This is a genomic window from Vibrio sp. A8-1 (genome assembly GCF_013048685.1).
GTDB classification, from domain to species: domain Bacteria; phylum Pseudomonadota; class Gammaproteobacteria; order Enterobacterales; family Vibrionaceae; genus Vibrio; species Vibrio metschnikovii.
In genome coordinates, this window is the sequence record NZ_VHTC01000023.1 from 1 (window position 1) to 25,740 (window position 25,740).

Sequence of the window (25,740 nt, forward strand, 5' to 3'; positions counted from 1 at the left end):
TAGGGGCTTTCTTTCTGCTCATAACAAACAGGATGAAGCACTGGAATGATCACTCAATAGTAAAAAGTGGATCAAGTGCTGAGTGTCACACTTTTTCTGTCAATAGGGGCTTGGTGAACACTTACCAAAGCTCAGCGTCTCTTGCTGCGCATCATAAGATGCCGAGGCATCAACCAACACTTGCTCACCAGCTCTCACTTCAGAAGGCGCAGAGACAATCGCAACGGGAGGCGTATTTTCCACACCACCGTCTTCGGCTTTAACGGTAATTTGAACCGTCGCGGAACCACTCGCTCCCTCATTGTCTGTTACGGTTAACTTAAAACGTAAGGTTTCGGTTTGAGTGACTTCACCAATCGAAAAACTCGCCTGAGCTTGATTCGCATCACTGAGTTGCACGGTTGGCCCAGCAATTTGTTCCCATTGATAACGGGCAATCGTGCCATCGGTATCTTTGGAAGCGCTGCCATCTAAGGTTACGGTCGCTGGAGCGACAACGGTTTGCGCCATACCTGCATCAGCAATTGGAGCGCGATTAACTGGTGGATTCGATCCTTGAGCAAGCCCTTCATGCTTGGCATTAAGAATATCGCCGTTATCCGCATCAATTTCCCATGAGAATAAACCGGCTAAACCTAGCTGACGAACATAAGCCCCTTTGGCTTTAATCGAGCGCGGATCGTCAAACGTGACCAATTCTCCTGTAGTGCGATTCCATACCCAAGGAGCTTCGGCTTGGGCATCATAACCGTATTCAAAGCCATTAATCCCTTGGTTATTATCACCAATCATATACGCTTTAAGGCCCTTATAATCAATGACACCATCTTCCCAGACTCCCTGCGCTGTTGAGCCCGTTAATTTGCCGGTCGCAACCCCTGTCATCGGATCGGTAGGATCGGTCAACGAAGCCGGCATCACACCTTGCCAACCTCGACCATACATCGCAGCCCCAAGAACCAGCTTATTGGCTGGTACACCTTGGGCTAGCAATAATTGAATTGCGTTATCCGCGGTGTAAGCAGGGCCTTTATACGGTTCACCGTTTTCATCAATGCCTGTTCCATCACACTGACCTGGGCGCATAAAGTTACCGCAATACAGTGCCGTTTGATGGCCAGGGACGTTATTCCAACCACCATAAAAATCGTAGGTCATCGCAAAGATATAATCCATATATTGAATCGCTTGACCATAATCGACTTTTTCAATTTTATCGAAACCGACGCCTATTGCAGAGGTCAGTTCGTAAGAACGACCGGTCTCCGCTTCAAGTTCATCCAACATCACCCGTAGCTCTTGCATTAAGGCGATATAAGCTGGTCCATCATTGATCGGATCGCCTAAATCTGGGGCAGCGCCATTGCCACCGGGGAATTCCCAATCGATATCGATACCGTCATAAAACTTCCATGTCTGTAAAAAACGTTTCATCGATGCAACGAACGTATCGCGTTTTGCTTTATCCGTGAAATCATAGAAAGGATCGGATAGCGTCCATCCTCCGACTGATGGCAAGATTTTTAAGTCGGGATAACGCTGCTTGAGTGCCATTAACATCGCATAGTTACCTTTGATCGGTGAACTGTACTGATGTCCTGCTTGAGGAAAACTTTTCTGGTATGCCGCCCAAGGGTCGTGGATCACCACTTCGTAATCAGGTACCCCCTGACAGGCGGTCATCAAGGCATTATAACTATTACCACCGACCGATTTGACCGACTCATTCGGACCACAAATAGGGATAAAACCATACAAGATATGCGTTAAGTTATGGGCTGGAATATTATCCACCGTATAATTACGACCATAAATGCCCCACTCAACGAAATAGGTACCAACGACGGTATCAGGGTCCAGTGAATAGGATTTATTATTCGGATCAACGTTCATGGTCAGAGGTTCAAGGTGTGAACCATCGGTATCAGCCAGAATTAACTCTGCTGGCGCACTGGTCGTACACCCAGAATCATCACAGGCTGCAACTTGGAGTTGATAACGGCCACCTTTATCATAGGTGAAGTTGGCGGTGGTTTGACTGCCACTGATCGGCCCAGAGGCCACTTCCACACCATCAAATAAAATTTTATAAGTATGCCCGCGTTCACCGCTCCATTGATTAAAGGTAATCGAAATAGGTGCTTGTTCTCGATACTGCACCATTTGGTGATAGCCCGCGGTCGTTTCCATTGCTAGCTGTATTTTAGAAAACTGCAGGTTATTTGAGCCATATACATCAATATTTGGTGCGCTTGGCGCTGCGATTACCGTGCTAGTGAACGACAAGGCAAAAGCCATCCCCGCCGAACACAGAATAGTACGCTTCATATCTGTCTCTCTTATGGTTGATTAAACATCTGAGACAGTATTTGATACTTGTGAGCGTTTGAAAAATGGAGTTCCAGAGTTTTCGAGGCACAACGAGCAATGAATGGGACAGATTCAACGTGTTACATGCTAAAGGCAATCTTCAGCCAAAAAAACGGATTTTTTATCCTATAGAGTAGAAAAACGGCTATTTTTGGCTATGCTCGCATCGTTTCATATTGAGGATAGGTAAGCGTATATTGAAGCGAATCGAAAGATGATATTTTGATGAACGCTCAGTGATTACCGATGTGAAAACTTGCTTTTATCACGGACAAGCGGCACCCTGACAGTCTTCCCTTCTTCAAGTAATCAATAGGATAAAATAGATGAATGCCATCAAGCCATTATCGTGTCTTTTTGCGATTGTTTTTAGTGCCGCAACCCTAGCTAAAGTCACCATTGATATTCCTGATAGTATTAATATGTTGGTGGTTAATGGAGAGAAACCTGCGGTTTCTGGCGGTTTTTTTTCTGCAAAAAAAACACTAACTTTAGAAGATGGACAACAACAGATCGTCTTCCGCTATCAACCTTATTTCACACAAGGTAATGATCGTATTCAAGTGGAAAGTGAAGTGATTGTTGCGACTTTTTCTGCGCAAGAGACCAATCTAACCTTTGATCTACCAACCTACCGTAACGCCGTTGACGCGGAAAACAATATCCGTCATCTGACTTGGTCACTGCAAGATTCTAACGGGCAGTCTGTTGCTCTCCAGCAAGATCGACTGATCAAACCCGGGATGCAAATAGGGCGTAACTATCAACAAGAATTGTTGGAATACAATCGTGCAGGAGGCCCTGCCGCCATCGTCACCACCACTTCAGTCTCCAACAACATAAAAGCCCCACAGGCGATCGATAATACCGCCGAAGAGATGCTGTATTTCTGGTACAACAAGGCTGATGCCGCCACTCAAGAAAAGTTCAAACACTTTATTAATCAGTAAACATCACGATATTCGCCCATAATAAAACCCCAAGTATGCAAAGATAAGCTTGGGGTTTTATCGTTTTCAACAGCAGAGACGATGAGCGGTCCCGATTAATTCCAGAATAACATCGCAATCGCTGATAAAATCACAATACAAGCGATGTTCAATGCCATCCCTACTCGCATCATTTCACTTTGCTTAATATGTCCTGTCGCAAAAACAATCGCATTCGGTGGCGTTGCCACAGGGAGCATGAAAGCACACGATGCCGCTATCGCAATCAACACCGACAGTATCACGGGTGAAACACCTAAAGCTTCAGCAACACCAGCAAACACCGGAATTAATAATGCGGCACTGGCCGTATTACTGGCAAACTCCGTTAAAAACACCACAAAAGCCGCAATCACGATAACAATCAGTAAAATATTTAAGTCTGAAATCATCGAGCTCAGTTCATTGGCCAGAAACACGCTAGTTCCGGTCTGTCTGAGAATATTACTGAGACAGATACCACCACCAAACAGCAGTAATACCCCCCAGTCGGCGGTTTTTTCAATATCTTTCCAGTGAACCACTCGTGCAAAACAGACCAGAACAATCGCGCCTAAGGCGACAATCGTATCAAAGCTTTTAAAACCACCAAGAAGTTCATTCACCGGTTTACTGAATATCCACAATGAAACGGTCAAGGCAAAAATGGTCAAAGTCACCACTTTCCCTTTATCCCAACTCACCGTCTCGTGATTGAGCTCGAACTGCCCTTTTAGATCGGGTTTAAGCATCCAATAAAGTAGCAACATCGCAATAGGTAACATGACGATAGTCGTCGGCAAACCAAACTGCATCCACTCAGAGAAGGATAACCCGACTTGAGCCGCGGCAATCGCATTCGGAGGACTACCAACAATCGTTGCAATACCACCGATACTGGCACTATAAGCAATACCTAACAGCACAAATACATAAGTATTATGGCCTTTGTCTTGGTCAACTTTACTTAAAATACCAAGCACTAAAGGTAGCATCATCGCCGCTGTGGCCGTATTACTGATCCACATTGACAGGCCAGCCGTGACACCAAACAGCATGAACACCGCGACACTAAAGCGCCCACGTGCCAGTATTAACACTTTATCAGCAATGACTTTATCCAGCCCTTGACGATGCATCGCAGCCGCTAACGCAAATCCGCCTAAAAAGAGAAAGATGATCGAGTTAGCAAAACTATTCAGTGCAGCCTGAGTTTCAAATACTCCAAATATCACCGCTAATATCGGCACTAAAATCGCAGTTACCGTGACATGCAACGCTTCGGTTAACCATAGCACAGCGATAAACGCTAAAATGCTCAATCCAAGGACGACATTAGGGGCAAAAGGTAAGGTATTCAGTAGGATAAAAAACAGGGCAATATCCGCTAACACAATCAAGCTGTTGCGGTTGAATAACCATTCTCGGGTATTGTTGGGCAATGGGACATTCTCGTTTCGATTCATTATTATTTTTCCTTATCGGGCCAAACGGCAGCCAATATGATCCCATAGATTCAAACGAGAGGATAATTATTATTGCGAAATTGTTAACCTTATCAAAACTATGGGCAACAATTTAACAGCTTGAAATGAATGCGCTTCTCAGCACGAAAATCATTAACAAAGTTTGCACAACAAAGCGTGACTTAAACAAAGGTCCCCCCTTAGCAAAAGAGAGATTTTATGGATTGGCTATTCTCGCTCTTGCTTATCTATGAAAGAATGAAAACTCTCTCCATTGGAAGGTCTATCATGCAAGCGCTCATCACCCAACTGCAATTTTCAGCCTCCATTACCGGCCCGATTTGTTTAATGTTACTGTTGGGGGTATTACTCAAGCGTGTGCAGTTGATTAACGATAATTTTATTGATGTTGCCTCAAAACTGGTTTTTCAAGTCACACTCCCGGCGATGCTTTTTCTCAGTATTGTCGGAGCCGAGCATGACTTCTCTTCCAGTCTGTCCTTGATTGTTTTTGGGCTCGTTGCTAATTTTATTTTTTTCTTGTTTACCTGCTGGATGACTCAGCGACAATTTCATCATCCTCAAGATCAAGGCGTGATCATTCAAGGCGGCTTTCGAGCCAATACCGCAATCATAGGCTTGGCATATGTTGCTAATTTATATGGTAATAGTGGGGTCGCATTAGCCGCGATTTATGTCGCAACAACAACGGTGCTATATAATATTCAAGCGGTGATCGCTTTAACGCCAAAAGGCGAAACACAAGGAACGAAGGCACTCACAACGATACTCAAAACATTGACGAAGAACCCGTTGATTATCGCGATCCTACTTGGGGTATTGTGTTATGCGATAGCACTACCGATCCCTACTATGATCAGCGAAGCAGGACACTATTTTGCCAACATGACTCTGCCTCTTGCTTTGCTCTGCACCGGTGGCTCACTGAATATCCAATCACTAAAAAATGATTCCCGATCGACTTGGTTTGCGACTCGCTACAAACTGCTTTGGTCACCGCTGTTGATCACCAGCGCTGCATTATGGTTTGGCTTTCGGGGTATGGATGTCGGGATTATTCTATTAATGACTGGAGCACCAACCGCTGCCGCAAGCTATGTCATGGCGAGAGCGATGGGAGGAAATGCACCACTCGCTGCAAACATTATCGCCTTAACAACGGTGTTTTCTTTTATCAGTTGTACCTTAGGGATTTTCTTACTCTCAAGCTTGGCGCTTATTTGATGAACGTAATGTAAGGATGTTGAATGAGGCGGATTTTTTGCGAACTGCCTCTCAATTGCAATTTGCAAATGCAATTATGAAACATGACGCTATAAAACTGCGAAAATCAGTCCATTTTGCTGGTTTTGTCACCAAAAAATATTGGCACGGTAATTGTATTGTAATAAGTGACCCTTTTAAGCCGAGGGTCACCTAGCCAACTGACGTTGTTAGTGAATATTTTGTTCACAAATAGATAGCCAGCCGCCCAATTGCGACTGGCTTTTTTTTTGCTAATTCAGTTTGTAAAATAACGTCGCTAACGGTGGAATACGTAACCGCAGTGATTGTGCTAACCCTTCGCTCGGCACACGATCGCTGTTGACGACCGATAAAACGTCAAAACCACTCCCGCCATATCGCTTTTCATCCGTATTCAAGAGCAAGTGATAAGTGGCCGAGACAGGAACACCTAAACGAAACGCTTCGTGTGGTACTGGCGTAAAATTGGTGATCACCAACACGCGCTCACCTGCACTATTGATCCGCTCATGAGCGATAATGCTCGCATCAGCCGCATCTTGTAGACGCCATTCAAACCCTTGAGGATCACAATCCAGTTCGTGCAGCGCGCTGTGTGTACGATACAAGTGGTTCAAATCGCGGACTAAGTTTTGTACCCCTTTATGACGCTCAAACTCCAACAAAAACCATTGCAGTTGATCATCGTGGTTCCACTCCCCCGTTTGTGCGAATTCAGCGCCCATAAAGTTAAGTTTCTTACCTGGTTGACCATACATGTAACCCAAATAGGCACGCATATTCGCAGTTTGCTGCCATTCATCACCGGGCATTTTGTAAATCAATGACTGTTTACCGTACACCACTTCATCGTGTGACAGCGATAAGACATAGTTTTCACTAAAGGCATAAATTAATGGGAAGGTTAAAGTGTTGTGATGATATTTACGATGCACCGGATCTTCTTTGATATAAGAAAGGCTATCGTGCATCCACCCCATATTCCACTTAAAGCCAAAGCCTAACCCCCCAACAAAGGTTGGGGCAGAAACGCCAGGGAAAGCCGTTGACTCTTCAGCAATGGTCATGGCATTCGGGAAATGCTTATACACTTCTTCATTCATCCATTTCAACATCGCAATCGCGTCGTAATTTTCACGTCCCCCATCAACGTTCGGGATCCATTGATCATGGCTACGCGAGTAATCGAGATAAAGCATAGAAGCAACAGCATCGACTCGTATGCCATCAATATGGAACATCTCAAACCAATAGAGCGCGTTAGACACTAAGAAGCGGCGCACATGTTCACGGCCTAAATCATAAATATAGGAATTCCAATCTTGATGCCAGCCACGGCGAGGATCAGGATCGTGATACAGCGGCGTACCATCAAAATTCGCTAACCCATGGGAATCGGATGGAAAATGGGCAGGAACCCAGTCTAGCACCACTCCAATTTGCGCCTGATGGCACTGATCGACAAAATATTTAAAATCATCCGGCGTGCCATAACGACTGGTTGGAGCGAATAACCCTATCGGCTGATATCCCCAAGACCCATAAAAGGGATGCTCAGAAACTGGCATTAACTCTACGTGGGTATAGCCCATATCCACCAGATAAGGTACTAGCTGATCAGCCAATTCACGATAAGTTAAAAAGCGCCCATCTTCACCGCGCTTCCAAGACCCCGGATGCAACTCGTAAAAAGACAGTGCTTGTTTGCGCTTTTCGGAAATGGGGCGCTGTTGCCAGCGGGTATCTTGCCATTGATAGCGGCGATGATCGTAAGTCACGGAAGCTAAAGAAGGATACTGCTCAGCATAGAAACCCCATGGATCGGCCTTATGAGGTAAGCCTTCCCCATGAGGACCTTTCAGTTCGAATTTATATTGTGTTCCTTCGGGTAAATTAGGAATAAATAATCCCCAGATCCCGTAATCAAGGCGTTGCATCGGATGGCGACGTCCATCCCAGTGGTTAAAGGCACCGATTAAACTGCAAGCTGAAGCATGAGGCGCATAGACTAAAAAACGAGTTCCGCTGATCTGCTGTCCATCACGCTCTAAGGTAACAAATTGCGCTCCCATATGATGGTACATCTGCTTGGGCGTATGCAACTGTTCAAATTCAGCATATAAGGAATGGTATTGGTAAGGGTCATCAATGATTTGCTCTGTGCCGGCCCAATCGACCGCCAGCTGGTAATGGGTAAACCGCAGATCATGATCGGATTTAAGAATAAACCCATCGAACTCATCACGCTCTAAGGCGATTCTTGGTTGCCCTTCTAAGAGCAGCTCAACCTTATCTGCATTAGGAAGCCATACCCGCAGTGCCCCTTGCTCTTGTGGAAGATAAGGGCCAAGAAAGGCAAAGGGATCGGCACACGCAGCATGCAATAATTGTTGATAGGTCTGCTGTAACTTAACGATTTTTTTCAGCGGTTTCTTTTTTACGGGGTTCAATATACTTACTCCTAACCAAGACTATCAAAAGGAAAAACGCCCGCTAAGTGCGGGCTTGCTAGCATGGCATCCATGACCTTGAGTTTGACAGATCCGATTTGTGCTGTAGTAGACACTCGGAATTTATTCGATCATTTAGCCTGATACATCTTAGCTAACCCGGTAAAAACATGGAGTGACCTAGCGTTTATTTCTTAACCTTAACCCCAAAAGATGCCCTATTATTGTCATAAACAGCACATTGATGAGTGAACAACGCCAGTATCATCGCCGCCCAAAGGCGGCTACTCCGGTTTATTATTGGCTCGCTTTCGCGCGAATCTGGGTCAATTTAGTCGCAATACGATTAACATCGTCGCGGGCAAAGATCTCATCTAAGTTCATTGATAGCTTACGACGCCAGTTGGGGTACTCATTTACGGTACCTGGAATATTGACAGGCTTATCCATTTCCAACCAATCTTCGAGTTGAACACTGAGTAACGCGGAAGACCCGGCCGCAACGTGCAATTGCAATGCTTCACTTAAGTAAGAGTCCATAGGAACTAACTGAGCATCACGTCCAATGCCTGCTGGTAAGTAACCGTGCCAATCAACCGAATTCAGAATGCCTTGTTTACACTTCAAACGATCCGTAAACAGCTCTTGCAGCTGCGCTTCATCAGGATACAAACCAATCTCGCGGCCCATTTTCAAATCATCACAGTGCCAAAAACCACGTAACGTTGGCATATCATGAGTACATAAGGCCGCCATCGATTGATCGGCATAATGAGTCGGAGAAATAAACCCGCCGTCTTCTTTTGAAGTTTCAAAGAAAAAGACTTTGTAAGAGTGCACCCCTGCATCGCGCAGCAATGCGACAATTTCATCAGGAACGGTACCTAAATCTTCACCGATGACACTGCACTGGTGACGGTGCGATTCGAGCGCCAAAATAGCCAACATATCTTTAACTGGATAGTAAATGTAAGCACCTTGAGTGGCATTTTCACCTTTTGGGATCCACCATAAACGCAGCAAGCCCAGTACATGGTCAATCCGTAACGCACCGCAATGTTTCATGTTGGCACGAAGCAACTTGATGTAAGCATCGTAAGCCGTGGCGTGTAAGGTTTGTGGGTTAAGTGGCGGTAAGCCCCAATTTTGCCCCAAAGGACCCAGCACATCTGGTGGCGCGCCAATGCTGGCATCCAAAACTAAGCTACCGTTATCCGCCCAGGTTTCAGCGCCAGAGTCAGCGACTCCCACGGCGAGATCGCGATATAAACCGACCGCCATGCCTTTTTCATCGGCTAATGCTTGTACTTCATTGATTTGTGTATCGGCGACCCATTGTAAATACATGTAGAGATGAACACGTTCACGATGTTCTTCAATGTACTTTTGTACCGCCGCATTATCAAAATGACGATACTTTTCAGGGAAAACTGGCCACCCCCACACTTGGTTATCTTGTGCATGCAAATCCGTGTGCAGTGCATCGAACGCGGCTTGGTGAACAAGACTTTCGCCACCTTGCTCGACAAACGCTAAGAAGGCACGCGCGCGATCGGTATTATTATCCAGATGGCGGCGCTTAAACTCATTAAACAGTAACGGCAAGACACTCATTTTAAGCTCGGCCACTTCGGTATAATTAACCCAGTGAGTTTCACGAACTTTTTGCAAACGTTGCTGAAAATCCTGACTACCGACTTGTTGCTGAGCTTCAGCGCTGAGCGCAAACTCAGGTACCGAGCTCACATCGATATACAGGATATTTAACCAGCGACGTGAAGAAGGGCTATATGGGCTGGCCCCTTCAGGGTTAGCCGGAAATAGCGAATGAATCGGGTTTAACCCTACAAAATCACCACCACGTGAAGCGATATCAGCCACCAACTGTTTAAGATCGCCAAAATCGCCCATTCCCCAGTTGTGTTGGGTACGTAAGGTATAGAGTTGAATGCTTGGTCCCCAGAGCTTTTTACCTTGAACCAAAGCTGGTTGCTTATAGCACGCTCGCGGCGCGATGATCAGCGTCATTGTGTACGGCGCTTTACGCCGCTTACGAGTAACCAATAAAGTGTGATATCCCCACGCCAAACCGCTTGGCAACGCAAACACTAAAGGGCCACCCTCTGCACGTTCATCACGAACTATTTGTGATTGAAGATAGCCTTCAAGTACTTCTCCCTGCTCAGTTTCTATCCGCCAATTAAATTCACTTTCCCGAGCGCTGACACCTAGGTAGAGTGGAACTTCAACCGCATCCCCTTCTGAGAGCACCAACACAGGATCCAAGACATCTTTTTTATGTTTTTTCTGAGCTGACGCTAATAACGTTTGATCATTGGTTGTATCGTAACCCAAAGACGCCAAAAGACGACGAATAGTGTCGTCTGAAACGGTGGCCTCGTCTCCCCAAGCGCTGACATAGCTATCGGCAATTCTTGCCATCTCTGCGACTTGTTTTAATGCATTATGTTCTTTCATCGCTTTCTCCGAAGGGACTGCTTACCCCTCAAAAATCATGTAGGGTGTATAAGAAAAGAGTTATCCAGCCAAGGGTTTCCTTGGCCGGATAGTCGGTTAATTAGCGTTTAACCGCTTTTAATTTCCAAATATTATTCACGTAATCTCGAATACTACGGTCTGAGCTGAACTTACCCACCAGCGCGGTATTCAAAATGGCTTTTTTCGCCCAGCCAGCTTGATCACGATATTGCTTGTCCATCGCTTCATGAGCTTGAATGTAAGAAGCGAAATCGGCGAGTACGAGGTAAGGGTCTCCGCCATCCAGTAAACTGTCATAAGTCGCGCGCAGCTGTCCCGGAGCACCTGGTGTAAACTCATCGCCCAGCAGTAAATCCATTGACGCTTTCAACAGTGGATCGGCTTGATAATAATCGTAAGGGTTGTAGCCGCGTGCTTTCAAAGATTCAACGCCATCGACATCCAAACCAAAGATGTAGATATTCTCATCACCAACTTCTTCACGAATTTCTACGTTTGCGCCATCCATCGTACCGATGGTTAACGCACCATTCAGTGCCATTTTCATATTACCGGTACCTGATGCCTCTTTACCTGCGGTAGAGATTTGCTCAGACACATCCGCTGCCGGAATAATGATTTCCGCCATGCTGACGCGATAATCGGGAATAAATACCACTTTAAGTTTGTGATTCACACGAGGATCGTTATTCACTTTCTCCGCAATCTTGTTCAGCGCGTAAATAATTTCTTTAGCAAGGTGATAGCCCGGCGCCGCTTTCGCAGCAAAGAACACCACGCGTGGCTGCATATCAAATTTTGGATCGTTCAATAAGCGATGATAGAGCGAAAGAATGTGCAACATATTCAGATGCTGACGTTTGTATTCGTGTAAACGTTTGATCTGGACATCAAAGATAGCGTTGGTATCAAGCTCAATACCCATATTGTCGCTTACCCAGTCAGCCAAACGTTGTTTATTGGCTTTCTTAACGGCCATAAACTGCTTTTGGAACGCTTTATCATCAGCATACTTGGCAATCTCTTTAAGCTGATCTAAATCCGCAGGCCATTGGTCACCGATCTTCTCGGTGATCAATGCGGTTAATCCTGGGTTACAGAATTTTAACCAGCGGCGAGGGGTCACCCCATTTGTCACGTTTTGGATCTTACCAGGGTAAAGCTCAACGAATTCGGGAAACAGATCCCGTTGCACTAACGCAGAGTGTAAGGCGGCAACACCATTGACAGCATACGACCCGACAACACACAAGTTAGCCATACGCACCATGCGGTGGAAACCTTCTTGAATGATCGATAATTTTTGCTGTTTGGTTACATCACCAGGCCATTTAGCACGAACGTCTTGTAAGAAGCGATGGTTGATCTCGTAAATGATCTCCATATGACGAGGTAACAAGCGTTGGATTAACGATTCACTCCACGTTTCTAAGGCTTCTGGTAATAACGTATGGTTGGTGTAAGCAAAGGTTTTTGAACTGATTTCCCATGCCGCTTCCCAAGTCAAATCATGCTCATCAATGAAAATGCGCATTAATTCAGGAATGGCGATGGTTGGATGGGTATCATTTAACTGAATGGTTTCATATTTTGGTAGGTCTTGTAGCGAGAAACCAGCCGCTTGATGACGACGCAAAATATCACGCACTGAAGCCGCACTGTGGAAATATTGTTGCATCAAACGTAGCGTTTTACCTTTTTCGTGGTTGTCATTAGGATAAAGCACTTTGGTGATATTGCCCGCATCAATCAACGCGTGCTGCGCTTCAAAATAGTTACCATTATTAAAGCTCTCTAATGAGAACGGTGCAATAGCGCGACATTCCCAAAGACGCAGCGGGTAAACGGTTTCACTCTGGTAACCCACAATAGGCAGATCCCACGGCATCGCTTGTACCAACATGCCCGGTACCCAGCGGCGCTTCTCTTTGCCTTGCTCGTGATACACTTCCACATGGCCATAAAAACCAATTTCTTGCTTAATGTCGGGACGAGCCACTTCCCATGGATAGCCCTCAATTCCACACCAAGCATCTGGCGCTTCTTTTTGATGTCCATCCTCAAACGATTGTTTAAACAAACCGTACTCATAATGCAAACCATAGCCGACTGTTGGATACTCTTGCGCAGCGCATGAATCCATAAAACAAGCCGCTAAACGACCTAAACCGCCATTACCTAATGACGGATCGCGTTCTTCTTCTAATAAATCAGTCAGGTTCTGTCCAAGCTCACTCATTGCTTGGCCAACCTGCTCATACAGCCCCATGCTGATCAGGTTGTTACCCGTTAACCGCCCAATTAAGAACTCAAGTGACAAGTAGTTAACACTTTTCGCATTAACGATGCGTGGGTCTTGTTCTGTTTCTAATAAATCAAAGGTGGTTAGTTCCGCTAACGCTTGCCCCATTGCTAAGTACCATACTCGACTAGAAGCATGTTCAATCGTCGTCGCATAGGTCGCGGTAAGGTGGCGTTTCACGTTTGCTTGAAATAATGCTTTATCAAAAGTTTTCTGTTGCGTAGGTTTCATTGAGAAATCTCACTTTTCGGTTTAATCCATCTGTGGCCTATCCTGCATTGCCTCTTCCAGCAAAACATCCTCCCACCGAAATGGCAAATTAGGATGAGAAGCAAGGGCGTAGATACACCGACAGCCTCGTAGAGGTGATCTGTCTCTCATCGATCAAACAGAGAAACAAACGATGAGTGATAACGATCACAGCAACGCGTTTAATCAGCATAGTGTTCCCGTTTTACAAAACTCGGTCAGCCAGATAAACATTTACTCAAAATGCAACAACGATCACATGAGTTTATTTTTTGTTGCTTAATTTGCAGTGAATCTCGTATGCAAAACAGTAATATCACGCTATTCAAAACCAGCAATAAGTGATAGATGTCACATAATTGGGGCGTAGTTAGTGAAGAACTGTGAATCTGGCAAGAAAGTCGTCTGGGATCAATAACAGTCTGCGGCAAGTTCCAGTAACATCCCTGTCATTAACGATGACGGGACAAATATCATGTGGATTCCATCGAAATTAACTCGCCCAGGACGGCTGCACAACGCGATTGTCCGTCCGCGCGTTTTAGAACTCCTGCAAAAGGCCCCTTGTTATAAACTGGTCCTTTTCCGCTCACCTGCGGGTTATGGCAAAACAACTATGGCCGCACAATGGCTTGCCGATAAGCCGAATGTCGGCTGGTATAGTATTGATGAAAGTGATAATGATCCTTTTCGCTTCATGAATTACTTACTGCAAGCGATGAATAAAGCGACTCAACAAAGCTGCCCCAATGCACAAAAATTGGCAGAACGACGCCAATTTTCATCGCCCCATTCACTGTTCAGCGAAGTTTTTGCTGAGATTTCTCAGTTTGATCAAGAGTGCTTTGTCGTGCTGGATGATTATCATCTGATCAGTGATGATGAGATTCACGAAGCGATGCGCTTTTTCCTAAAACATATGCCCGATAATCTCACCTTAGTCGTCACGAGCCGTATGACACCGCCACTGGGCACTGCCAATCTGCGTGTACGTGATTTAATGATAGAGATAGGTAATGAGTTGCTCGCGTTTGATACTGAAGAGACCACGCGTTTTTTCAATCAGCGTGTTGTAGAAGGTATTGATGATGTCACCGCTCTCAACTTGCGTAATTATGTTGAAGGTTGGCCTTCAGCATTACAACTCATCGCTTTGCAAGCACAACATCAAAAGCGCACCTTAGCCCAATCCGTTGAATCGGTCGCTCATTTTAACCATGCCCATTTATGGGACTATTTAGTCGAAGAAGTGTTTGATTTACTGGATAAAGAAACACGCCACTTTCTGATGCAGTGCTCAGTATTGGATCACTTTAACGACAGCTTAGTCAGCGCCTTAACACAACGAGACGATGCCCTAAGTATGATTGAATCGCTCAATCGCTATGGTCTGTTTATCTATCCGTTAGAAGGTGAGCACAACTGGTATCGCTTTCATAATTTGTTCGCTGAATTTCTCGCTCATCAACGGATGGCTCGGATCCCTCAGCAAGAGCAAGAATTACATCGCTCCGCCGCGCGCGCTTGGCTTGAAGCCTCTACCCCACATCAAGCCTTACGTCATGCTAACTTAGCGCAGGATACCGATCTTTTAGCGAGTATTTTGACTCAACATGGTTGGAAAATGTTCAACCAAGGTGAGCTTAATGTCCTTGAGTCGGCGATTAATCTCCTCGCGCCACAACAGCTTTATAAAGAACCAAAACTCTGTTTACTGCAAGCTTGGTTGGCACAAAGCCAACATCGCTACGATACCGTGGGCGCAATGCTTGAGCAGGCAGAAAAAGAGATGCAAGCGCTGAACGTCGAACTCAGTAGTAAACAGCAAGGTGAGTTTAATGCGCTATTGGCTCAAGTCGCAATCAACAAAAATGAGCCCGAGAAAGCCTTAACCCTCGCTGAACTGGCATTAAGCCAATTAGACAGCACCGTGTATCGAAGCCGCATTGTTGCTACGTTGGTTGTCGGAGAAGTGAACCACGTTCTTGGTCACCTCAGTCGTGCACTATCAATGATGCAACAAACCGAAAAACTGGCGCGGCAATATCAAGTCTATCATCAAGCGCTCTGGGCCTTATTACAACAGAGCGAAATCTTAATTGCCCAAGGCTACGTACAAGCGGCTTTCGAAGTGCAAGATAACGCCTTCAAGCTGGTGGAAGAACAGCATTTACACCAAGTTCCCTTACATGAGTTTTTATTGCGTATTCGCGCCCAAATTCTTTGGTGTTGGAATCGGTTAGATGAAGCAGAGGAGTGTGCGCACAAAGGATTAGAAGTGCTTGGTCAACATTCACCGAGTCAACATTTACACAGTTATTCGATGTTGGCTCGTATCGCGGTTGGCCGTGGAGAGCTGGATAAAGCCGGACGTTATATCGAGCAAGTCCATCACTTGATCAAGCAGTCACATTATCATGTCGACTGGACGGCCAACGCCTCATTATCTTTGTTGTTGTATTGGCAAGCTCGTGGGGATAAAGCCGCGATAGAGCATTGGTTGACCACTACCCATCGGCCAGAAAAAGCTTATAACCATTTCTTCCAACTGCAATGGCGCAATATTGCTCGCGCACAAATTTGCCTAGAACAGTATCCAGAAGCCAAGCAAACCTTAGCATTTTTACAACAGCAAGCGAGTGAGTACCAACTACTGACCGACTTAAATCGCAACTTAATTGTTGAAGCCACGCTCGCCTCGCTCGGCAATGATGATGAACTCGCGCGTGACAAACTCAAAGAAGCACTGCGTCTCACCAATCAAACGGGCATGGTGGGTAATTTTCTGATCGATGGACAAAAAATTGGTCATTTACTGGAAAAAATGGTTCACCGCGGAGAATTAGGCGATCTAGAGCGTCATCGTGCCCAGTTGTTGATTAAAGAGATTTCAACCTCTCAGCGTAGTCGCTCTATTCATTTTGATGAAAAATTTGTCGAAAAGCTGATTAACCATCCCAATATCCCTGAATTGGTTCGAACCAGTCCATTGACTCAACGTGAGTGGCAAGTGCTTGGGTTAATTTATTCAGGTTTTAGTAATGAGCAGATTGCTCAAGAGCTTGATGTGGCAGGAACGACCATCAAAACGCATATTCGTAACTTATATCAGAAGCTGAATATCGCCAACCGTAAAGAAGCGATGCACACCGCAGAAAATTTATTACAGTTAATGGGCTATTAATTGATGTTGAAGCCTCGGCCTACTGATCATAAGTAGGCCGAGCGCCGATTAAAATGGTTTAGGCGCAAAACCAGTCATCACTTCAACCCGCAAAGCTTTACCAATTTTAGTGGTGGGATGGACAATAATTAGTCCTTTAACGGATTTTTTCAGCTTTCCTAAATCGGCTTGCTCTTCTTTGGTTAACTCACGATAAAACGGCATATCCGCGAGCATTTTACGCTCTTTGTTTAGCTCATATTCGGCTTTGTTCTTCAGACTATTAAGTTGTTTGGTCAACTGATCAACTTCATCCGTAAATTTGCTCACCATAGCGCTATCACCGCGAGTCTTAGCCGCTTCTAACTTATGGGAACAAGTATCAAGACGGCTGTGTAATTTTTGCAGATCGTTTTTTAAACTCATGGGGCTTAAGGCTCTTACCGATAAATGGGCACAGATTATAGCACAGGAGAAATGGAGTGTTGAAATACAAAAATATCGATTCGCTCGCTCGAGGGTCTCTCACCGCAACGCGTAATAAACATTCATCAACCACAAAGTCAGACTTTTTTCAGTAGTAAGATACGCTTCCTTCTTCACTAACCATAAAAATGTGAGACACCACATAGTAATCTTTCATTCACCGTTAAATATCTGCACTAATATTATGTTAATAGCCTGCATCGCTGACAATGATATCGATAAGATAACCAATCATTCTCACGCCACGAAATGATCAAGTAGGCAAAATGGTCTCTGTTGGTTTGAACTTAATAATCATGAAAGATGGAAAACACCATGAATCTAACCATACGCCAGCGCCTCTATATCTTGTCGATTGTGCCTTTATTACTGATTGCCTTAAGTATGATCTATTCAACCTTCGCAGAAACGCGCAGTTTGACTCAAGGGCAGATGAATAATACTCGCCTTGCGATGATGGAGATGAAAAAAACCGAGCTGAAATCTTATTTGGAGATTTCGCGTACCGCAATCGAGCCATTACTGCGTCGTCAAGCGCCTTTAGAGGAAGCTCTGAGCATCTTACGAGAGATTCGCTTTGGGCTTGACGGTTATATTTTTGGTTATGACAGCAAAGGGACTCGCCTTCTCCTTGGTCAGAGTAAAGCTGGATTAGGCGATAACTTCATCAATATGACCGATGCCCAAGGTAACTTTTTAATTCGAGATATCATTAATAACGCGAGAAAAGATGAATTCTCGGTTTACTATTTTCCAAAACCCGGTGAATCGGTACCTCTACCTAAGCTCAGCTACTCGATTTATATTCCTCAATGGGATTTAACCATAGGTACTGGGTTTTATACCGATGACGTCGATGCAGAAATTGCTGCCATGGAAAAACGAGCCCAGCAGCAACTGACTCAAAGCCTTTGGACATTAACCACGATTGCCACTGTTATTGTCATTATTGTCGGAGTCATGGCGCTGTTCTTAAATCGCAGCATTATGCGCCCACTGGATATGCTGGATGACTCGATTCGCTCTTTTGCCAGTGGCGATGCCGATCTCACCGCTCGGATGGAAAGCTTCACTATTCCAGAGTTTGCCCGCCTAAGCAGTAATTTCAATGCTTTTGTGGCCAGCCTGCAAGGGATTATTCAACGTGTCCATCAACTTGGACAACAAGTGGTTGCAGAAACCGATACCATGACGCAACGCGCTGCTCAAGTAGATATTATTGCTACAGGGCAGCGCGAAGAGACCGAGCAAGTCGCCACCGCGATGACAGAAATGACAACGACCGCTCAAGAGATCTCGAATAATGCTAATCAAGCAGCCAATTCGGCCAGACAAGCGGAAGATAATGCTCAAGAAGCGCATAAAATTGTTGAATCTGCGGCTCGTTCGGTAGAAGCCTTAGCCAAAGAGATCGCCGAAGCCAGTACCGTGATTTCTAAACTCGAAGGCGATGTCAAAAATATTTCCAGCTCTTTAGTGGTTATTCAAGATATTGCTGAACAAACCAATTTACTGGCATTGAACGCCGCGATTGAAGCCGCACGAGCCGGCGATCAAGGCAGAGGCTTTGCGGTGGTCGCCGATGAAGTACGCAAATTGGCCAGCCGTACTCAAGACAGTACGGAAGACATCCATAACATGATTCAACAGTTAAAATCTGCTTCAGACAATGCAGTGAAAGCGATGGACTCCAGTCAACACCGCAGCACATCGACGGTCAAAGAAGCCAGCGAAGCAGCAAAAGCACTGGAAAGTATTCAGCAATCTATCGGTGTGATCATGGATATGAACTCATTAATTGCCACCGCGACTGAAGAACAAAGTATTGTTGGCCAAGAAATCTCCGAACGGATTGTGGTCATTTCTGACCAAAGTAGTCAATCTGCCGATCTGGCTAATGAAAACAAAGCCAGTAGCCAAGATCTTAATGGCCGAGCGCATGAGCTGTATAACTTGGTCGGACGCTTTAAAGTTTAAGGTGTTTACAGTGTAAATTACTGACTCTGAGCATAACAGAGTCATAAACGGTCAGCGATAGCTAAACGATAGGCAACCAGTGAATGAATCTCCAATCACCTTGATAAGCGAGGTGATTGGATTCAGAGTCTTTGATCAAAACGGAAACCGCTTCATAAAGAATACCGAACTTAATAATTAAACGTTACAACTGTCGAGTTGAGAAAGAGAACAATAACAAACGAATAACGAGCCAGCTCTTATAGATAGCGTTGGCGACTTTCAATTAATGGCTCAGGTAACACCCGATAAATATGGGAACAGCGTCCGATTAGAACCATTGGGAGTATTACTGTGCAACATTCCGTACTCATCGTTGAAGACAGTCGAGCTTATCGAAATTACTTAACTGCCCTTCTTTCAAAACTAGAAGTAGATCTGATGATTGCCGATGACTACCAATCGGCACGTCGTTTACTCGACGCTCCAGAGTCGACCAATATACTCTGCGCGGTATTGGATTACTGTTTACCCGATGCGCAAGATGGAGAAATCGTCGATCTGCTGATCGAAAAAAACATCCCTAGTATTATTCTCACTGCTCACGTTAATGAGGACATTCGTCAACGGCTCGTCAACAAAGGGATACTCGATTACATCCTTAAAGACAGCGTTGCATCTGTCGCGTATTTAGCGCCACTCATTGATCGCTTGATTAACAACTTAACCCATACCGCTTTAGTGGTTGATGATTCGGTGATGGTACGGCGTCATATGTGTCAATTATTACAGCGTTGTTATATTCATTGTTTAGAAGCCGAGAATGGTCAACAAGGCTTAGAAATACTGAAACAGCATCCACAAATCACGCTCGTGATTGTCGATCATGATATGCCGATTAAAAATGGCGTCACGATGATCCAAGAAACTCTAGCCTTGTACCCACGCCATAAATTTATGCTGCTTGGGGTTTCGGCAAGTAATGATCGCTCTATTACCTCACAATTTCTTAAAGCCGGAGCAAATGATTTTCTGCATAAACCCTTTAATCAAGATGAGTTCTATTGTCGGGTGAATAATTTATTAAATTTAAAGGATTCTAACGATCGGATGTTCTATCTGGCCAATAAAGATGTATTAACTGGATTGTGGAATCGACGCTTCTTTTTTGATCATATTTATACAACGAAAAACCTGATCAGTATTGCGATGCTAGACCTGGATCATTTTAAAAAAGTGAATGACTTATACGGCCATGCCATGGGAGATCAAGTTTTACAATCGGTCGCTCAGTGCATGCAAAATCTTTTTAATCATGAAGATAATGAACTGGTAGCACGTTTTGGTGGCGAAGAATTTTGTCTCTATTCTAAACAAGAGTTTCCGATAGTCATTGAGAAGCTCGAACAACTCATCAAGCAGATCGCGAGTTTATCCTTTAGCCATAATCAACGCTCCTTCTCAGTCACGATCAGTGTTGGGCTATTTTGTGGCTACCAAGATATTTCCACCTTGGTAAATCGGGCAGATGATATGTTGTATGAAGCCAAGCGACGAGGTAGAAATCAATTGATCTATAAACCGCCTCACTTAACGACCTAACAGAGTCACGGTGACAATCAAGCATGGTCAAGGTTAACGTTAAGATAACCTTCTCAGCTTATGGTTTAAAAACAAGTTAAATCCATAAGCTAAACATTAAAGAAATAAATCTCTTTCTTCTCTGCACTCATATTCGCCCATTTCAAAGGCACGACAAACCCAAGGGCGCAATTCATAGATAGTACACATAAAAGTTTCACGATCGAGCGCCGAGCACCATCCGTCATCCAAACGACGCATCGTTTCTCCGCCCCATCGATCAACCGCGACGTGCTGCTTAGGAACCCCTGTGTCACTAATGAGCATGACTTCTAATCGGCAGCAACAAGCCTGACAAGTGGAACAGGTAATTGACGAAGATGGATCAGGATTGAGTTCGGTATGGATAGGAATTGATTTAGTCATAAAGGTCAATAATAAAGGCGATGAGCGCATCATACGCCAACTCGGTCAAGATAGCGAAAACCCTCTATCTGTTTTAGGATAAAACGTTAAGACTCAGCCTAGCGTCTGTAGAATGGACAGAACGTGATTACCAAGGTAAGCGCTCTCCGTTATAAGCCAAAAACTGTCCTGTTTGTTGCAAATTCGCTTGAATGATTAACTCAACCAGATGCTGTGCAGCCTGCTCTGGCGTTAATAACTTATCGGCGGGTACGTTGGCTTGAAAAGACTTAGACAGCGGCGTATCGGTGGTCCCTGGATGTAGCGCCAAGACGACACCTCGTTTAATCGTGCGCTGCCACTCAATAGAGAGAGTTTTCAGTAGCATATTCAGTGCGGCTTTAGAGGCCCGATAGCTGTACCATCCGCCAAGACGGTTATCACTAATACTGCCCACTTTGGCAGAAATAGTCACAAACTTAGCAGCATCACTGGCTTTCATCAGCGGCGAAAAATACTTGGCCAATAACAGCGTAGGCAAGGTGTTAATGGTAATATTTTGCATAAAAAAATCACTATTCAATGCTTGCAAATTCTTCTCTGGACCCTGATCTTGAGCATGCAGCATACCTACCGCGTTAATTAACCAATCCAGTGTCGAAAAACGCTGACTGAATAAAGCAACGTCAGATTCTTGAGTGACATCCAACTGAGACCAAGTGACACGTTGAGAGGTGAAATCGGGGCATTGGCGATGATAAGTCGCATGAATATTCGCTTCAGGTAAGGCCAATAATAACTGCTTTACGATGGCTAAACCGATTCCACCATTTGCGCCAACCACCAAAATATCCATTATAACTCCTCCAGGTGACTCACGTAGTATTCTGCCGTCTGTAAGATATCCGCTCGCTGCTGATCCGTCATGTTGTCCCATGAGCGATACAACATTCCAATACGGGGATTGACTGCTAAACGATCACGCTGCTGATGCATAAATCGCCAATAAAGGCTATTGAATGGACAGGAAGCCTTACCACTGCGGGCTTTATTATCATAGAAACAGGTCTTACAATAATCGCTCATTTTATTAATATAAGAACCGCTAGCCGCATACGGTTTAGTCCCGACGATGCCACCATCGGCAAATAAAGCCATTCCCCGTGTATTTGGCATTTCAACCCACTCAATGGCATCGACGTAAACACCTAAATACCAAGCATCGACTTCATCGGGATTGATTCCAGTTAATAAGCAGAAGTTTCCCGTCACCATCAGACGCTGAATGTGGTGTGCATAAGCAAAATCGAGTGATTGACCGATCGCTCGCTGCATACAATGCATTTTTGTTTTTGCCGTCCAAAAATAGCTAGGTAAGCGGGAGGTGGCCTGAAGTGCATTGAGCTGAGCATAGTGCGGCATGTTGGCCCAATAGATGCCACGTATGTACTCACGCCAGCCTAGGATTTGGCGAACAAAGCCTTCCACTTGGACAAGATCGATCTGGCTCTCACGCTGATAAGCCGCAACCGCTGCATCAATCACTTCTTTAGGATGTAAGAGCTTACTGTTAAGAGCAAAGGACAATCGGCTATGATAAAGACTCCATTGCGCAGGATGTAAGTGGGTCATCGCATCCTGAAATTGGCCAAAGCGTGGTAAACACACTTGGCAAAAATGAGCAAGCAATGTCAAACTCTGCGCGCGATTGATTGGCCAAAACAAATCGCCCTTTAAGTGCCCTATCGTTTGTATTCCATGTCGATTTAGGCGTGCAAGAACGTCCGATGGGTTATTTTTGAACAGCAAAGGTTCTGGTAACTGAGCAATATCTTGTGCTTTTAATTTATTGCGGTTACTGGCATCAAAATTCCATTGACCAGCAAGCGGTTTGCCATCTTCGATTAAAACCGTAAAACGTTGTCGCATCCGCCGATAAAAATGCTCCATCATTTTATGCTTGCCTTTAGGGAAATGTTGTTCAATCTCTTCAAACGGCAGCAAAAAGTGCTCGCTATCGACACAACCAATAACAGTATTAGCAAAACGTAAGTTTGCGAGCTGTGCGAGTAAACGATACTCATCAGGGCGCTGATACTCGAAGCTCATGGCTCCAGTCTGTTGTACGTAGTGCGCGATTAATTGTGGTAGATCACTAAAATTCTGTGTCTCATCGAGGGTCAGGTAAACGACTTGATGACCTTCTTCCTGCCTTGCTTTAGCAAATTCTTGCATCGCCAAAAAAAACGCGACGACTTTTTGGATGTGGTGAGTCACATAGCCCGTTTCCTGATGAAGTTCAGCAATAATGTACAGTACATCATCATCCACTTTCTTAAACCAAGAGTGTTGAGCATTGAGCTGATCGCCTAATAGTAATCGAACCGTTTTGAAATTCATGCCGTGATCAGATCCTTGCTTCAGAGATGGATAGGGTTAGCTAAACCTTTACGCGAATACAGAGAATAAGATCATTCACTGCTGTTGGATTAACCTTTTTATGATTAAAAATCGTCGTCACATCAGAATGTTACTGAATAGTTAACTATATTTTCGTTCATTTATTACTCACTTTAGCAAACAAACACTATGATCTATAGGTTGGTTAATAATAATAAATGAGGCTTATGTTATGTATTGGAAAACGCTATCAATTCGTCGCAGAATTAACTGGGTTCTATCCGTCATACTGGTGACTTGTACATTGATTGCCATGGGGCAACAGGCAATCCGCACATCAAATGATCAATTGAATGAGCTTAAGTCGCACACTCTGCCGAGTCAATTACGCGGACTCGCTTTTGAAATCAGTAATCAGCTACAACCGGCGATCACAGGGTCGAATTTTCTTGCTCATCATTCAGGTTTGCTGGATTGGAGCGCGGAACAAAAATCCATTGCTAATCCCGCCGTAGCTCATCAGGCATTAGAAAATGCGATGACTCGACTCGGATCAGACAATGCTTTTGCCGTCTTAGATAGCGCAGAAGGAAAATATATTTTTACTTATGATGGTCAGCATCGAGCCACTCGCCTTGCCGATTACCCCTTTAAAGATTTCTATCCCAACTTTCTCGGCAAAAACAAACCCATTGAATTGAACATGAACCAAGATCAAGTAGGTAGGCAATACGTTATTTTTATTAATTATCGCAGTACACAAGTCAATCCTTGAACCAATCAACCTTATGTGGTCGCCGGGTTAGGCTTCAACGTTAGTAGCTTGGTCAGTATGATCGAAAGCTTTAGGATAGGCTCTAATGGGCGAGCCATGCTGGCATCGAGCGACGGAAAAATCCAAGTCGCTCCCAAAGATTCTGTGTTAGCGAATCATACCAGCGGGCAACTGCAACAAGCCATTAGTGCGGGTAAAACCGCTCCCATTATTACTGAACTTACCGTCAACCAAGACGCTTATTTAATTGGATCTTATTGGTTAGCGGATTTAGACCGTTTTGTGGTTGTTGAAATACCCAAATCTCAAATTACCTCACCAATCATGGCTCAATTTATTCAATCGCTCCTGTTTACATTAATTTTTATCGCCGTTGCCTTAGTGATCATGCACTTTGTCGTTACGGCGTTAACTAAACCGATTCAACAACTAAGCAGTGAGATTGATCATATTGCCCAGCATCTTGATTTAAACCACAAAGTGAATATTTTTGATGGTGCAGAGGTAGCGAATTTATCGCAGAAAATTAACCTCTTTATTGAGCGGTTCAGAGATTCATTAAGTTCTGTTAATCAAACTGTAGCGGAATCGCAAGTGGCATTTTTACAATTGAAACATAACGCTAAAGAAACCAATCAAGCCACCGAGGAACAGCGTAGTGCTTTAGGAACCATTTCTCAGGCCAGTCAACATATTACCGAACGAACCGAAGAAGCGACACGACTCGCTAGCCATGCAGGCGAGCTTTCCGCGCAAGGCAATAGCTCATTACAAAATGCCCTCTCTGCGATGCACAGCAGCCTTACCCATATAGAACAACTCGGCTCGAATATGGCAACCAGCCAGCAGAGTCTGCAACAGCTTAACAACCATATTGAAAATATTCTTCGCGTTCTCGAAGTGATTAGCTCTATTTCCGAGCAAACCAACTTGTTAGCGTTAAACGCGGCGATAGAAGCCGCAAGGGCTGGAGAACATGGTCGAGGATTTGCGGTCGTTGCTGATGAAGTGCGTTCGCTTTCCCAACGCACTAGTGAGTCTACCACCGAGATCCAAGACATCATCAATAAGCTTCGATCGGCGTCGAATTCAGTGACCACACAAATTGAAGTCGTGCATGAAAATAGCCAACACAGTTTGACCACTCATCATCAAGCAGTAAAAGATGTGCAAGCATTAAACACCACTCTACAAGCGCTCTTTTCAATGAACCAACAAATCGCTCAAGGTGCTGAAGAACAAAGTGCAGCGGTAGTAGAAATTAATCAAAGCATAGAAAATTTAAATGAACAAAGTAGCCGCACCGAACAACTTACCCAGCAAGGTGAACATTCGGTGATCGGCGTAGAAAAACAGATGACTCATTTAGCCGCTAAGATTAATCAGTTTAAGGGAATATAACCG

The 25,740-nt window shown here is 44.6% G+C and carries 16 protein-coding genes; 7 read left to right on the forward strand and 9 right to left on the reverse strand.

Going from position 1 to position 25,740, the window contains the following annotated elements:
* Positions 1 to 99 precede the first annotated feature (99 nt).
* Positions 100 to 2,328, reverse strand: coding sequence for a glycosyl hydrolase family 18 protein (locus FKN93_RS12525; RefSeq protein ID WP_249374177.1), 2,229 nt, complete (start codon positions 2,326 to 2,328; stop codon positions 100 to 102).
* A 368-nt stretch (positions 2,329 to 2,696) separates the two neighbouring features.
* Here FKN93_RS12525 and FKN93_RS12530 point away from each other — a divergent pair, with 368 nt between their 5' ends.
* Positions 2,697 to 3,320, forward strand: a complete 624-nt coding sequence (locus FKN93_RS12530; protein ID WP_170905212.1) for a DUF2057 family protein — start codon at positions 2,697 to 2,699, stop codon at positions 3,318 to 3,320.
* A gap of 95 nt (positions 3,321 to 3,415) precedes the next feature.
* On the opposite strand, the gene FKN93_RS12535 is transcribed toward FKN93_RS12530, so the two are convergent.
* Positions 3,416 to 4,804 (reverse strand): DASS family sodium-coupled anion symporter, encoded by a 1,389-nt coding sequence (locus FKN93_RS12535; protein ID WP_170905213.1) that lies wholly within the window; start codon positions 4,802 to 4,804, stop codon positions 3,416 to 3,418.
* Between the two features lie 288 nt (positions 4,805 to 5,092).
* On the opposite strand from FKN93_RS12535, the gene FKN93_RS12540 reads away from it, so the two are divergent.
* Positions 5,093 to 6,049, forward strand: a complete 957-nt coding sequence (locus FKN93_RS12540; RefSeq protein WP_158137179.1) for an AEC family transporter — start codon at positions 5,093 to 5,095, stop codon at positions 6,047 to 6,049.
* Between the two features lie 272 nt (positions 6,050 to 6,321).
* Here the strand turns inward: FKN93_RS12540 and glgB are convergent, their stop codons facing one another.
* The 3 genes from glgB to FKN93_RS12555 all read right to left on the reverse strand — a co-directional run bounded on the left by glgB (position 6,322) and on the right by FKN93_RS12555 (position 13,552).
* Entirely contained in the window at positions 6,322 to 8,520 is a 2,199-nt protein-coding gene (gene glgB, locus FKN93_RS12545) for a 1,4-alpha-glucan branching protein GlgB (protein WP_346009390.1), read from the reverse strand.
* Positions 8,521 to 8,817: 297 nt separating this feature from the next.
* Positions 8,818 to 10,998 carry a 4-alpha-glucanotransferase gene (gene malQ / locus FKN93_RS12550; protein WP_170905214.1) on the reverse strand — a complete coding sequence of 727 codons (2,181 nt, stop codon included), beginning with the start codon at positions 10,996 to 10,998 and terminating at the stop codon, positions 8,818 to 8,820.
* A gap of 100 nt (positions 10,999 to 11,098) precedes the next feature.
* Entirely contained in the window at positions 11,099 to 13,552 is a 2,454-nt protein-coding gene (locus tag FKN93_RS12555) for a glycogen/starch/alpha-glucan phosphorylase (protein WP_170905215.1), read from the reverse strand.
* Positions 13,553 to 14,045: 493 nt separating this feature from the next.
* On the opposite strand from FKN93_RS12555, the gene malT reads away from it, so the two are divergent.
* Positions 14,046 to 16,754 (forward strand): HTH-type transcriptional regulator MalT, encoded by a 2,709-nt coding sequence (gene malT / locus FKN93_RS12560; protein WP_170905216.1) that lies wholly within the window; start codon positions 14,046 to 14,048, stop codon positions 16,752 to 16,754.
* Positions 16,755 to 16,802: 48 nt separating this feature from the next.
* Here malT and FKN93_RS12565 read toward each other — a convergent pair whose 3' ends face one another.
* Positions 16,803 to 17,159, reverse strand: coding sequence for a YibL family ribosome-associated protein (locus tag FKN93_RS12565; RefSeq protein WP_072670822.1), 357 nt, complete (start codon positions 17,157 to 17,159; stop codon positions 16,803 to 16,805).
* A gap of 375 nt (positions 17,160 to 17,534) precedes the next feature.
* Here FKN93_RS12565 and FKN93_RS12570 point away from each other — a divergent pair, with 375 nt between their 5' ends.
* Both FKN93_RS12570 and FKN93_RS18115 read left to right on the forward strand, forming a co-directional pair.
* Positions 17,535 to 19,196 (forward strand): methyl-accepting chemotaxis protein, encoded by a 1,662-nt coding sequence (locus tag FKN93_RS12570; protein WP_170905217.1) that lies wholly within the window; start codon positions 17,535 to 17,537, stop codon positions 19,194 to 19,196.
* A 333-nt stretch (positions 19,197 to 19,529) separates the two neighbouring features.
* On the forward strand, positions 19,530 to 20,777 hold the full coding sequence (locus tag FKN93_RS18115) for a diguanylate cyclase (RefSeq protein ID WP_170905218.1): 1,248 nt from the start codon (positions 19,530 to 19,532) through the stop codon (positions 20,775 to 20,777).
* A 96-nt stretch (positions 20,778 to 20,873) separates the two neighbouring features.
* On the opposite strand, the gene FKN93_RS12580 is transcribed toward FKN93_RS18115, so the two are convergent.
* The 3 genes from FKN93_RS12580 to FKN93_RS12590 form a co-directional block, all read right to left on the reverse strand.
* The gene (locus tag FKN93_RS12580; RefSeq protein ID WP_161424993.1) at positions 20,874 to 21,182 is read right to left on the reverse strand and encodes a YkgJ family cysteine cluster protein; all 309 of its coding nucleotides are present in this window, start codon (positions 21,180 to 21,182) and stop codon (positions 20,874 to 20,876) included.
* Between the two features lie 127 nt (positions 21,183 to 21,309).
* Positions 21,310 to 22,017, reverse strand: coding sequence for an SDR family oxidoreductase (locus FKN93_RS12585; protein ID WP_170905219.1), 708 nt, complete (start codon positions 22,015 to 22,017; stop codon positions 21,310 to 21,312).
* Positions 22,017 to 23,561: a cryptochrome/photolyase family protein gene (locus FKN93_RS12590; protein ID WP_170905220.1), complete on the reverse strand. Its 1,545-nt coding sequence runs from the start codon at positions 23,559 to 23,561 to the stop codon at positions 22,017 to 22,019. Before FKN93_RS12590 ends, FKN93_RS12585 begins: the two co-directional genes overlap by 1 nt.
* 232 nt (positions 23,562 to 23,793) lie before the next feature.
* Here FKN93_RS12590 and FKN93_RS12595 point away from each other — a divergent pair, with 232 nt between their 5' ends.
* Both FKN93_RS12595 and FKN93_RS12600 read left to right on the forward strand, forming a co-directional pair.
* Entirely contained in the window at positions 23,794 to 24,336 is a 543-nt protein-coding gene (locus FKN93_RS12595; protein WP_170905221.1) for a cache domain-containing protein, read from the forward strand.
* Positions 24,337 to 24,393: 57 nt separating this feature from the next.
* Complete coding sequence (locus tag FKN93_RS12600) at positions 24,394 to 25,737, forward strand: methyl-accepting chemotaxis protein (protein ID WP_170905222.1); 1,344 nt, start codon at positions 24,394 to 24,396, stop codon at positions 25,735 to 25,737.
* Positions 25,738 to 25,740 lie beyond the last annotated feature (3 nt).